Consider the following 12864-nt stretch of genomic DNA (forward strand, 5'->3'; position numbering starts at 1 on the left):
TACAAGGTCATGAAAGATGTTACTTATATAATATTTAATCGATACCTTTTAGGTGTTATTTCAACATTTTTTTAAAAAATCTTGTAAATTGTAAAGCATCTTGAAAATTTAAAGATATTATTATACTATAAATTGTTTTGTCAGACTATATAATCCCTAGTTTTGCTTTCAATGTTTCACTTATGTCAGACGAACTATTAAAATAATCAAGTAATTTTAGACTAAAACAAGATCAATATTATATAATTTTGTACGTTAATACAAATTTTACAAAGCTAAGATAGACTAAAGGTATCAAAAGGATAAGTTATGAGCATTAGATTTAAATTTAGTTTTATGATATTTGTTTTATTGACATCTGTGTTTATTAATATATCATTTATCTATTTATTGGAGAAATATAGTTCAAATAAACTTCTTGCAGTAAATAATACACATGAGATTATTATCGCTACTAATAAACTAATAAGTCACATTAATGATGCAGAAACAGGTCAAAGAGGATATTTACTTACTCAAAATTTAGAATATCTTGAACCCTATCATATAGGTAAAAGGGATCTTTTTATAGTGCTTGAATTTTTAACAAAACAGGTTCAAGATGAGGAACAAAAAGAAAATTTAGAAAATTTAAAAAAACTTATCACAGAAAAATTTTCTGATATGCAAAAAACAATTGATTTAGGAAAAAACAATCAATTTAATGAAGCTATAAACTATGTAAAAAGAGGTATAGGTAAAAACTATATGGATCAAGTGAAAGCTATAACAGCAAAATTTATCTATAGAGAAAATTTTTTATTACAAACACGGAAAGGGAACTACAAATCAAATAGAGTAACTATTATGACCCTTATGTATGTAGAACTTACTTTTATTATATTGTTTAGTTTATTAGCATGGGTTATCGTCTCAAAATCATTTTTTGAACCATTAAAACTTCTTCTAAATAGTACTAAAAAAGTTGAGAGTGGAGAAAAAATAGATATTAATGAGGTCACAACACAAGATGAAATGGGATATTTAATAGCAAATTTTTATAAAATGCATGAAAAAATCTTAGAAAGAGAAGAGCACCTATCCCATATTGCAACACATGATACTCTGACCTCTTTACTAAATAGAGAAAAACTATATGAATATTTAGATACCTCTTTACAAAATGCAAATGACACAAATACACAAACATATGTATTATTTATGGATTTAAATAAATTTAAAATTATCAACGATACATTTGGTCATGAAGCAGGAGATCTTATGCTTCAAACTGCAGCAAAAAGATTTAAGAGTATTCTTCGAGAAGAAGATGAATTATTTAGAATTGGAGGAGATGAGTTTTTAATAGTTATTCAAAATATTATAGAACAATCCCAAATAGACGTAATCATTAAAAAGCTATTAGATACTACAATTGAACCGATAAATTATAGTACTCATAAAATGAAACTCTCTGTAAGTATAGGTATATCTTCATATCCTGATACAGCAAATAATAAAGAGGAACTAATCAAATCAGCTGATATAGCGATGTATGAAGCGAAAAAGAATAGAAAAGAGCACTTTATATATTTTGATAAAAGTATGATGAAAAGAGAATCGGACAAAATTTAGTTAAAATAACAAGTTTCAAAAGTATGAGGTTAAGAAAGAGACTTTACAGAATATTATATCCTGTTTAGGGTAAGCAGATCACTATTTTTATGTTAATTGAGATTATATATCTAATGTAACTAATAATAATTAATTCCTAATATTGTATAATCTTCTTTTAGAGTATCACTCTACACGTGAATTACATACAATTAAAATGGATATTTATGGTTATAGTAGGAATAGGTAATATATTACAAAAAGATGATGGTTTAGGTGTATATGCAGCAACATATTTGCATGAAAACTATACTTTTTCAGAAGAAGTTGAAATTATTAATGGTGGTGTTGAAGGAATCCATTTATACAATGTCCTTGAAGATAATGAACACATTATAATTTTAGATTGTTTGCAGCTTAATGATACCCCTGCTTCTATTTATGCTATTCCAGCAAAAGAGATTTCTGGATATGGTCTTAATAATGGAGGTGCTCATGAAATTGGTATTTTGCAGTGTATGGATATGATGGAACTTCAAGGTAAGGAACTTCCTGAAGCAATAGTAATTGGAATAATTCCAGCATCTGTTACCTTTGAGTTTGGATTAAGTCAAGAGCTTTTAGATGCATTTCAAGGATATATTTCTGTTATATTACAATATCTTCAAAAAAATGGTATTAAAGCAACAAAGAAACCCTCTACAACAGAACTCTTACAAATTATTGATAAAGCGAAAGATCCTTCTGGAGTTATGATCTAAAAGTATCTACGCCTAAATATTTTGCTTTATTACTGATTTAACAACACTTGTTTCCCAACCATCATATTGTGCCTCATGGAATTCTGTTATTTCTATTAAGTTAAATGTTATTTCATCTATATCATGATAAAAAGGTTTATCTAAACGATAAAATTCTAAACCTTTTATTCCATCTTCATTTTTAATCTCTTTTTTAATTTTAAAACCTTCTTTTTCTAATGCTTGAGTTAAAGAATCTTGGATTTCTTCATTTTTAAAATAAACTTTATGCTCAATAGCGCGTTTAACCTGTAAATTATCACCTTGCTCTTTTAAATTATCACATACTTTATGATTTTGTATAATTTGCCATTCTTTTGATGTTGGATACAATAAGTTCTTATAGTAATTCCACTCTGGATCATGTGTATGTCCATTATTTATCTCATATGAAGTATGCTCATTCAATGCATATTCTATAAAGTCTGGCCAATTATAAGTGAACTGTAAATAATATAAAAAGGTAACATAACCATCTGAAACAATACGTCCTACATACTTTCCTATACGGAATTTAAGCATAGATGATTCAAGTTTATCTTCCATAAAAAGTATTTCTGGCTCTTCATTTTGAGATAGGAAGCCTTTTTCATTTGGCTCTTTTAGTTTCGCTTTAACAAAACCTACTGTTTGATGAGTATATTCTAGATCTTCCATTTCCATAGATATCCCAGCATTAAACTGTACTAAAGCAGGATTCCCCTCTAAACTTTTCATATATAATTCCCAATATTCTTGCATGCTAATTCCTTTATTTCATTTCTAAACTCATGAGGTACATATCTTCCCCATCAAGTATTTTAACTCTAAGACTTTCACACTTTATACAAAAGTATCTAACTTCATCTACTTCAAAAACATTACCACATTCTTTACACTCAAGTTTAAGTTTTTGAGGGTTAATTATTAACTCAGATTCAGCACATAATGTTCCTTCTTTAAATGTATCAAAAGCAACTTTTAGAAGATGTATTTCAATACCAGCCATAACACCAATTTTGACAATTACCTTAACAACTTTAGTCGCATCATTTTGCTTAGCTACTTCTTCACATTGGTTTAATAATGCTTGTACAACACTGTATTCATGCATTTTTGTCATCCTTTAGCATTTTAACTTTAACCTCAAAGGGGTATGATTTAGAGATATTTTATAAACAAACTCATGACGTAATTTATGAAACTTACTTTCATTATCCCAAAACTCGGAATACATCACTTTGAGTTCTTTTTCTTTTAAATCTTCAATTTTTGCCTTGTTTTCTTCTAAAAATTCTTCTTTATCCCATAGAAACTCATCATCATATTTCGATAAAGCAAAACAATGGAGTGATTCTAAATATTGTGTATGAGAAAATACCTCATCAATTATTCCTAACTTTTTAGCTTTTGAAACTGATATAGGTAAACACTCTTCTAGTAATTTTTTTGCTATATTATCGCCAACTCTTTTAGGCAAAGTATATGTATGATATTCACTTCCACTTAATCCTAATGTTTTATAATGAGGATTAAGAACTACACCTTCTTTTGCAACAACATAATCACATGCTAATCCCATAAAAACACCTCCTGCTCCTGCATTAGTTGAAAAAGAAGCAATTGTAACAACTTCATCGGCATAAATAATTGCGTTAATTACATCATTCATTGCATTAATATTAGCCCAACCATCTTCACCTTGTTTTTGGCTATCTTCTAGAATATTTAAATGTATTCCATTTGAGAAAAAATCTTCTCCACCCATAAGTACTAATACCTCACATTCTGTTTTAAGATACTCAATTGCATACTTAAGACGAATACACTGTGCAGTGTTCATAGCACCGTTATGAAAATCAAAATATACATAAGCAACATTCTGTTTTTTTTCCACACTCAATTCATAAAATGTATCATAACTTTTGTCAAAAATAAGTGGTAAACGTTCTTCTTTTATACCTTGAAGTCTTTCCTTAAGTACATAAGTAGAGGGTAGTTTAAATCCATCAAGCTGTTTTAAATGAGTAATCCATAAAGCTCCATCAACTGTTCCTAAACAAATAGCTCCATCCCTTTTTGCTAGAATTTCCTTAGGCTTACCTTTAAGCTTACTTTCTTTATGTGCTCCATAAAGATAACATGGTAAACCTAGAATTTCATCAAGTATTCCAGGAACAGAATCACAAAGATGTATTTTCTCTATTATTTCCTGTGTTACATCTGTTGACCAGTTTATAGTTTCGTCTTCATGACTTAATTTTTTATGAATAGGATTAGGTATTTGTTCTACAAAGTTATCACTTTTTATATTTTCAAAAAAAGTATCCAAAGCATTAAGAGAAGCAGATACAATCTCTTGCCTATAAATAGAAGATTTATACGTATCTCGAACATTAAAATCTTCTTGTGCATAAATATTCCCACCATCATATAGTTTATTTGCACGAAGAATTACTAAACCCCATTTCTTAGTATGACTTTTCAAAGCATGTTCTAAAGAATGAGGACCTCTATCTCCTCGTGGACCAGGATGAAAAATAAAAACAGGATATTTATCATAAATTTTAGCACCAAGATAGTTTTCTAAAAATGGGCAAAGTATTAATTCTGGTTCAAAATATTCAATTTCATTGAGAGTTTGTTCTTCATCCGTATAAAAGCATACAGAAACTTCATGTTTTAAATCTTTTAGTTTTGTATATACAGCTTGTGTTTGTGAATTAAAAGATGTAACTAAAAGAAGAATTCTCATGCACTACACTTAGCAAATACGAGGTAATAATTCACCCGTAGGTAAATCTAAAAAACGTTTTGTTCCCCATGAAGAGTTTAATAATACCCTTCCCTTATATTGAGTACTTACACTAGCTATTAGTGTTGACGTATTATGTGTTTCTTGTAGTACTTTTAAGGCTTTAGACTCATCCTCTTTTGATACTGCTAAAAGAAAAGTACCCTCATTTGCAAGGTTAAGTGCTTCAAAACCTAACATTTCACAAATACCTCGAACCTCTTCTTGAACAGGGATATTTTCTTCTTTAACTTCGATACAAACATCTGAACTTTTTGCCCATTCATTTAAAACAGCACTAACTCCACCACGAGTTGCATCTCTCATTGCAACTATATTAATTCCTGAATCTATAAGTTTTTTTATTTCAGGATAAAGTGATGCACAATCAGTTTGCAAAGTGCTCGTAAGTTCTATACCTTCACGTGCTGCAAAAATTGTAGCTCCATGTGTACCAATATCTCGACTTACTAAAATACTCATATCTTCTTTTAAAGCAGAAGCGGAGATTTCTTTATGTTGAATTTCACCAATACCAGTGGTATTAATAAATAACTTATCAACACTTCCTTTTGGAACTACTTTTGTATCACCACTTACAACAATAGCACCATTAATATCAAGTTCTTTTTTCATGGATTTAACTATTTTTTCTAATTCACGTGTAGAGAAACCTTCTTCAATAATAACAGAACATGTCAGATACTTAGGTTTAGCACCCATCATAGCAAGATCATTACAAGTTCCACAAACTGCTAGTTTTCCAATATCCCCACCAGGGAAAAATAAAGGACTTACAGTAAAAGAATCAGTGGTAAAAGCAAGTTTTCCCTCTTCAATAATAGCGGCATCTTCACTTTTAGCTAAAATATCATTTTCAAAATGTTTATAAAATACTTTTTTTATTAGCTCATTATTTTCTTCTCCACCATTACCGTGGGCAAGTGTAATTGTTTTTGTCATCTCGTTCCTTTTTTAAGCACTAGTACTAAAAGTTAAATTTCCATATTTATAATATGCAGCACAAGCACCTTCACTACTTACCATACATGAACCAACAGGCTTTGTAGGTTTACAAGCTGTACCAAAAATAGTACATTCTTGAGGTTTAGCCATTCCCCTTAATATATCTCCACAAATACAAAGTTTGTGGTCTTCTATCTCAGAGATAGGAAGTACATCTTTATATACTTTTTCTGCATCATATTGTGCATAAATATCCCTCAATTTTAAACCACTATTAGGTACATTCCCAATCCCTCTCCATCTGAAAAGACTCATTTTTTCAAAGTAAGTATTAATCAAATTTTGAGCTTTAAGATTCCCTTCTGTACTTACCACTCTTTTATACTGTATCTCCAGTTCACATCTTTTTTCTATAAATTGCTTAATTATCATACTAATACCCTGCATTGCATCTACGGGTTCAAATCCAGTTACAACAACAGGACGAGCATAATCTTTTGGAAATTTATCATAAATCTTAGAACCTGCTATTACGCTTACATGACTTGGCCCTAAAAAAGCATCAATTTGATTATTATAAGAATCTACATGCACATCACGACTATCTATTAGTTCAACCATTACTTCAGGAACGGTTACATGATTTATATGAAATAAGATATTTTTTAGTTTTCGGTTTATAACTTCTTGTACAAGTACTGCTGTCATAGGTGTAGTTGTCTCAAAACCTATGGCAAAAAAGATTACTGTTTTCTCAGGGTTTTCTTCCGCAATTTTAATACATTCCATAGGAGAATATACAAAACGAACATCTGCACCTTTTGCTCTTGCATCTTGTAAACTTCCATTTGATCCTGGTATTTTTATCATATCACCTAGAGTAACTAAAATAACATTCTCTTGCATTGATAAAACATAGGCATGATCTATTCTTTCTTTTGGCATAATACATACAGGACAACCTGGTCCATGAATAAAATTTATATTTTTAGGAAGAAGTTGAGGAAGACCATACTTCATTATAGTATGAGTATGACCCCCACATACTTCCATTATATTAATAGGTTTTTCTAATTTTTTTGCATCTTGGGCAATAATTTTAGCATATGCTTTGATTGTCTCACTATCACGAAAATTATCATAGAGATTTTTAAGTTCAAGTTCTTCCATTAGAGCGTAATCTCCTCTGCATATTTTTGTCCACGGGATTGGCATTCATCATCTTCTAATATTGCTCTTTGTCTTTCTTCATTATTCATATGTTCAAGTATTTCTTTGTAGGTATTAATAGAAGAGAGAGCTTCTTTTTCATCAATTTTATTCATAACAAAGCCAATATGTAAAAGTACATAATCACCTAAACATACTTCACCATCTTCCATCATCATTAGATTAGCATTTCTTTGTACACCCATTGTATCAACTGTACACATAGTTTGATCATCTGAAATCTTAACAACTTTACTTGGAATTGATAAACACATATTAAGCTCTCATTTTACGTTTAAACTCTATCCAGTTAGCAACTGCTTTAACTGAATCTAGATCATTTACATTTACTTCTAGAATATCCACACTTGGTTTTAGTTTTCTAGCTTCTGCTTTTTCTGCTTCAATATCATATTTGAAATGTGGTAATAAATCTGTTTTAGTAATAAGAACTAAATCAGCTTGTCTGAACATCACAGGATATTTAGCAATTTTGTCTTCACCCTCAGGTACAGAAACAAGAACAATATTTAAGTGTGTTCCAACATCATACGATGCAGGACAAACAAGGTTTCCAACATTTTCTACAAAACAAATATCAATATCTTCAAGTGGCATATGGTGTAAACCTTTATGTACCATAAAAGCATCTAAATGACAGGCTGTTCCTGTTTGAATTTGTTCAGCATGTATTCCCTTAGCTCGTAAACGGTTTGCATCTCTTTCTGTTTCTAAATCACCTTCAATAACTCCAAATTTAAACGTTGCCACATCACTAAGATATTCTAAAAGTGTAGTTTTTCCAGAACCTGGACTAGACATAAGATTAACACCTAAAATTTTATTCTCTTCCAAGTGCTTTCTATTATGGTTTGCTTCTTGATCATTTTTATCCAATATCTTTTGAATAACAGAAATAGTTTTACTATCATTTAATTGGGGATTATGATGTAAATTCTCATGTGCTTGTTGATGACTATGAGAATTACTGTTATCTTCTGTATTATTTTCATGAGAGTGAAATGTTTTTCCTCCATCATGACTATGTTCTCCAACGTGTTCTTCCATACCTCTTATACTACATCCACAATCTGTACACATATCTACTCTCCTATCCTAATAAAATATTTGTTCCTACAATAAGAGAAATAATTCCTACTGTAGTAAATGTTCGTCTTACATTTGTAAGATTACCTAAAAAATTTTGGTTTATATAAAGCATAAGCATTCCAAATGCTGCAAAAACAATTATAACTCCTAAAGTAAATGATCCAACCATTGTAAGATCAACATTACCTCCACTTACAGCACCAAGAGTAACAAGCATACCTCTTACACCACCTGCTCCCATAAGAAGACCTAAAGTAAGAGATGAAGTTTTTGAAACTGAATCATTACTATGTTCATGTGATTTGCCAAAGTAAATATGAACATGCTCTTTATTTCCATGTGTATGCTTATTTAATTGGATACGTTTTGTAAAAACCATAAAAAGTAAATAAATACCCATAGCTATAATAACACTAGCCGAAACAATATCTCCATAAGATAATAATTCTTCTGATATTTCTACAGATTCTAATAATTTTGCAAAAATAAAAAGACTTATACCATGTCCTAATGCAAATAAAAATGTAATAATTAATGTTTTCTTTCGATTTTTCCCAATAGAAAAATCTGCTATCGCACTTAAATGATCAGGACCAAAGGCATGAATTATTCCATACCAAAATATAACAATTAATGATAGTTCCATTTATTTCTCCAGTAAAATGAATATATATTCACTATGATAGTATTAAATAATTAAATATTTATTAAAAAATTGTTTTCTACTCTATTTTAGGAACTAAATACTATAATGTTCTTATGAAATGTATTTATTGTAACAATCCTCATACTTATATTCTTAGCAATAATCAACGTAAGTGTAGTAAATGTAAGAGAAAGTTTAGCCTAAAAAAAATACAAAGAGAAGAAAAACTTTTTGCCTATTTTAAAAAAGGTTTCACAGCAAGGCAAACAGCCTTAGATTGTAAAATGCACTTTTTAACAGTTCAAAATTATTTTGAGAAATTTAGAAAAAATATTGCTATATATGCAGATAAACTATATCAACAAAATGCACATAGAGTAACAGATTATGATGAGTATCTTTATTTACCTCGCAGTCTTAATATAAATGAAAATACAGATAAACTTCAACATTTTCTAACCTTTTGTTATGATGATACGATTTATAATATTATGATGCCTAAAATAAAAGTTTCTTTACTTAAAAAAGAAGATGAAAAAGAGAATAAACTCTTATTAAAGTATCTAAAATTTAATACCATCTCAAAACTTTCAAAGTCCGAAAATACTATTACTAAATTTTGGGATTATTTTGAAGAATTTATTTGTCGCTATAAAGGTATAAGTAATGAAAAATTTATCTTTTATCTTAAAGAAGCAGAGTGGAGATTTAATCTAAAGATAAAACAAATCTAATAACTAAAGGAAAAGATATGAAACATCCTGTTCGAACATACCTTGAGAAAGGTAAAACTTATTACTTTTGTACTTGTGGGAAAAGTGATGATGGTGTACTTTGTAATGGAAAACATAAAGGCACAGACTTTACACCTAAAGAATTTATTGCTACACGAAATGCTGAGTTTCACCTATGTTTATGTAAAAACAGTACATGTACACCTTTTTGTGATGGTGCACATGCAAAACGAGAAAAATTAGATTTAGATTTTTTATTAGAATAAATAGGAATGTTCATAATTTTATTAGTTGTTCCATAATCCCTTAAGGTTTGTTGAACTTTGCAGTTTTTACTTTTTGAACACTTTGTGGAAGACGTAAAACTAATATGAGTGCTTCGCGTTCTAAAAGTAAGAGTTTGAGGAAGAGACTATTCAAAATTTTATGTCCTATTTGGGGTTGACATATCAATATTCTTTGGGTCTCTCAAATGTTAGGTCATAAAGATGTATCAATTACATTAAAAGTTTATGCAAAATTAACGCATCTTTTTAATAATTAGTAATTAGTAATTAGTAATTTTATTATATTAATGTATAATAATTGAAATTCTTATAAAGATACTAAATTGTCAAATATAAAAGAAAATTTATTAAAAAATAATAATTATAAATGTTTTAATTGTGGTTGTGACGTGAGTTTTAGTAATTCTTCAATAGACCATATAATTCCTTTATCAAAAGGTGGAACTAATAATGAAGATAATCTAGTTCTTTTATGTAATAAATGTAATATATTAAAGGCTGATAAAATACTTAATAGTATGAATATGTCACCTTTAACTAGTTCTGCTGTTAAACTTTAGATACATTACTTTACTAAGAAACCCTTGTTAACTTCTATTATTACTCTATTTATTACAATTTTAATATCAACGCTTTTATACTTTAATTTAAATACTAAAACTTCATTAGATGAATTGGATAATAGTAAAAGTTTTAAAGAACAATTTAATGAATTATCAAATACTGAAAAGTCTTTAAATAATGTTTTGCTTTTTGTATCTAACCAGAAACAAAAAATAATTGAAACAGAAAAAACTCTAAATGACTTATATACAGAAAAAGATAAACTAGAACCTATTGTAAATTCTGATAGAAAAGCAATTAAAGCTATATTAGAATATCAAAATACAAAAATTCAAGAAAATATATTTTCTGATAGAACTATAGGCTTTATACTTGGAGTAATTGGTTCTCTTTTTGCTTCAGGGATAATTGCTATTGTAAGATTTTTTTATTATAAAAGGAAAAATAATAATGATTAAAAATTTTATATACTTAGATGTACAGAAGTTACAATCTTTATCTTCTCAATTGTTTAATGGTGTCACAGAATATATTATAACAAAATCTGCGACTGATAAAAGTGCAAATAGCCAAAACAAAACAAAGTCTATTACTAAAGAAACTATTATAGCAGATATTTTAAATCAAAATAATTCAGAATCAGAAAAGAAATTTTTAGATGATTATTTATATTTACTATTTGAAGAAAAATTATTAGAGAATGATAAAATAGTTAATTTTAATGATATTGATATTGAGGAAATTAGTTATGAACAAAAATTTATAAAAGTTAAATCTAAAATTATTATTAATGATAATAAAACAATTTTAAATACTTTTGAAAATTTTAATACTACTACTAAATCACTACACAATATTACAACTTCGGAGGCTAAAAATAAATTAAAGGATTTAATTGCAAATAGTTCAAATAACAATGAAAAAAACATATTAAAAAGAGAATTATCGCAATTAACTAATAATAAAGTTAATGCATTAGATGATGAATTTATAAAGGATTTAACTTATTTAATTAAATATGGTTATAAAGAACAATTTGAAATACAAATGAATTTTAAAAATAAATATATATCTTCTAATTTAAAAAGAGAATATTTACGAGAAGATGAAGAATTATTAATAAGAAAATATTCAAGGTTTACGGAAATTGAATTTACTTTACTTGGCATTGTAACACAATCTAATAATAAATTTAATTTAGATGATCATGAAGAAAATTATGAGTCAATAAAAAAAGCTATATATAATATGATTAATCATATTGCTAATATTGAAAGTCAATTCACTGGTCTACTAGAAAATGAAATTGTAGTTGATCCAATTGCAGTTTATTATGAATTATAATAGGTAAAACTTATTACAAAGATGACTCATAAAAACAAGTTCAACAACCTGTACCTTTTGTAACTTTCATTAAATAAGTAGGGAAAAATACACTATCATATGATTGTAATAACTAACGGTTACTTGTACAAAACTGTGAATAATCTATACTAAACTAACTCCAAAAATTTCGTACGTCTTCTTTTTGAAATTTATATCCTAAAACATCACAAAGAACATCAGATGAAAAAGACTTTGTTTTATTAACTTTATCACTAAAATATGTTTCTTGAAAACCAAACTTTTTACTATTTTGAGTAAATATCTCTTTTTTTGTTGCTTGAATGGGTGCTACAACATTAAATATTTTATTTTTAATATTTTGATCTATTATACTTTCAATAACTCCTATAACATCATCACGATGTACATAGTTTGTAGGGCCATCTTCTATAGTTTTGCCAGATGTAGATTCACCTGCTATTCTATCATATCCCATTAGTTCACCAAGTCTTAAAATTACTGTATTTTCATCTTTTATCTTTGCTAATTCTTCTGCATCGCTAATAATCTTATTATTATCATAAAAAGACATAGAACTTAAAAGTATCATTTGTGTATCAATAGCCTCATTTAAAGAAACTGAAAAAAACACATCTTCAATTACATCTAAGTACTCATCTGATGGAGGAACAGCAATAATTAATGCATCACAATTGTAAAAGCCTACTAATGAATCCATGTTAATATCACGACAAAGACAATTGACTTCATCTCCTTGACTTTGCATTTTTTCTTTTAAGGCATTGCCTACCCATCCACATCCTAAAATGGCTATTTTTTTCTTCTTTCTACTCAT

Annotated in this window: 16 protein-coding genes; 7 read left to right on the plus strand and 9 right to left on the minus strand. The window is 28.2% G+C overall.

All coding sequences use genetic code 11. The features are described 5' to 3' along the window. Window positions 1-309: 309 nt before the first annotated feature. Window positions 310-1614 (plus strand): diguanylate cyclase domain-containing protein, encoded by a 1305-nt coding sequence (locus KO488_RS04065; RefSeq protein WP_216057519.1) that lies wholly within the window; start codon window positions 310-312, stop codon window positions 1612-1614. Window positions 1615-1820: 206 nt separating this feature from the next. Further along, window positions 1821-2354 carry a HyaD/HybD family hydrogenase maturation endopeptidase gene (locus tag KO488_RS04070; protein ID WP_216057520.1) on the plus strand — a complete coding sequence of 178 codons (534 nt, stop codon included), beginning with the start codon at window positions 1821-1823 and terminating at the stop codon, window positions 2352-2354. A gap of 12 nt (window positions 2355-2366) precedes the next feature. Here the strand turns inward: KO488_RS04070 and KO488_RS04075 are convergent, their stop codons facing one another. Genes KO488_RS04075 through KO488_RS04110 form a run of 8 tightly spaced genes read right to left on the minus strand, consistent with a single transcriptional unit; the run spans window position 2367 to window position 9097 of the window. After that, window positions 2367-3134 (minus strand): DUF695 domain-containing protein, encoded by a 768-nt coding sequence (locus KO488_RS04075; RefSeq protein ID WP_216057521.1) that lies wholly within the window; start codon window positions 3132-3134, stop codon window positions 2367-2369. A 10-nt stretch (window positions 3135-3144) separates the two neighbouring features. Then, the gene (gene hypA, locus KO488_RS04080; protein ID WP_216057522.1) at window positions 3145-3486 is read right to left on the minus strand and encodes a hydrogenase/urease nickel incorporation protein HypA; all 342 of its coding nucleotides are present in this window, start codon (window positions 3484-3486) and stop codon (window positions 3145-3147) included. Between the two features lie 12 nt (window positions 3487-3498). Further along, complete coding sequence (locus KO488_RS04085; RefSeq protein WP_216057523.1) at window positions 3499-5127, minus strand: enoyl-CoA hydratase-related protein; 1629 nt, start codon at window positions 5125-5127, stop codon at window positions 3499-3501. Between the two features lie 9 nt (window positions 5128-5136). Further along, window positions 5137-6129, minus strand: coding sequence for a hydrogenase expression/formation protein HypE (hypE, locus tag KO488_RS04090; protein ID WP_216057524.1), 993 nt, complete (start codon window positions 6127-6129; stop codon window positions 5137-5139). Between the two features lie 12 nt (window positions 6130-6141). After that, the gene (gene hypD / locus KO488_RS04095) at window positions 6142-7302 is read right to left on the minus strand and encodes a hydrogenase formation protein HypD (protein WP_216057525.1); all 1161 of its coding nucleotides are present in this window, start codon (window positions 7300-7302) and stop codon (window positions 6142-6144) included. Next, on the minus strand, window positions 7302-7616 hold the full coding sequence (locus KO488_RS04100; protein ID WP_216057526.1) for a HypC/HybG/HupF family hydrogenase formation chaperone: 315 nt from the start codon (window positions 7614-7616) through the stop codon (window positions 7302-7304). The genes hypD and KO488_RS04100 overlap by 1 nt, the downstream gene beginning before the upstream one ends. A gap of 1 nt (window position 7617) precedes the next feature. Continuing rightward, a complete protein-coding gene (gene hypB, locus KO488_RS04105; protein ID WP_216057527.1) occupies window positions 7618-8442 on the minus strand; it encodes a hydrogenase nickel incorporation protein HypB in 825 nt (274 codons plus the stop codon). 10 nt (window positions 8443-8452) lie between these two features. Beyond that, window positions 8453-9097 (minus strand): hypothetical protein, encoded by a 645-nt coding sequence (locus KO488_RS04110; protein WP_216057528.1) that lies wholly within the window; start codon window positions 9095-9097, stop codon window positions 8453-8455. Between the two features lie 284 nt (window positions 9098-9381). Between KO488_RS04110 and KO488_RS04115 the strand changes: the two genes are divergently transcribed. The 5 genes from KO488_RS04115 (at window position 9382) to KO488_RS04135 (ending at window position 12026) form a co-directional block, all read left to right on the plus strand. After that, window positions 9382-9831, plus strand: a complete 450-nt coding sequence (locus KO488_RS04115) for a hypothetical protein (RefSeq protein ID WP_216057529.1) — start codon at window positions 9382-9384, stop codon at window positions 9829-9831. A 17-nt stretch (window positions 9832-9848) separates the two neighbouring features. Beyond that, window positions 9849-10097 carry a CDGSH iron-sulfur domain-containing protein gene (locus KO488_RS04120; RefSeq protein ID WP_216057530.1) on the plus strand — a complete coding sequence of 83 codons (249 nt, stop codon included), beginning with the start codon at window positions 9849-9851 and terminating at the stop codon, window positions 10095-10097. Window positions 10098-10441: 344 nt separating this feature from the next. Continuing rightward, on the plus strand, window positions 10442-10678 hold the full coding sequence (locus KO488_RS04125) for an HNH endonuclease (RefSeq protein ID WP_216057531.1): 237 nt from the start codon (window positions 10442-10444) through the stop codon (window positions 10676-10678). Between the two features lie 24 nt (window positions 10679-10702). Further along, entirely contained in the window at window positions 10703-11140 is a 438-nt protein-coding gene (locus tag KO488_RS04130; protein ID WP_216057532.1) for a hypothetical protein, read from the plus strand. After that, the gene (locus KO488_RS04135; RefSeq protein WP_216057533.1) at window positions 11133-12026 is read left to right on the plus strand and encodes a hypothetical protein; all 894 of its coding nucleotides are present in this window, start codon (window positions 11133-11135) and stop codon (window positions 12024-12026) included. The genes KO488_RS04130 and KO488_RS04135 overlap by 8 nt, the downstream gene beginning before the upstream one ends. 154 nt (window positions 12027-12180) lie before the next feature. Here KO488_RS04135 and KO488_RS04140 read toward each other — a convergent pair whose 3' ends face one another. Continuing rightward, entirely contained in the window at window positions 12181-12864 is a 684-nt protein-coding gene (locus tag KO488_RS04140) for a hypothetical protein (RefSeq protein WP_216057534.1), read from the minus strand.

This window comes from Poseidonibacter lekithochrous (assembly GCF_018861145.1).
Taxonomy (GTDB): domain Bacteria; phylum Campylobacterota; class Campylobacteria; order Campylobacterales; family Arcobacteraceae; genus Poseidonibacter; species Poseidonibacter lekithochrous_A.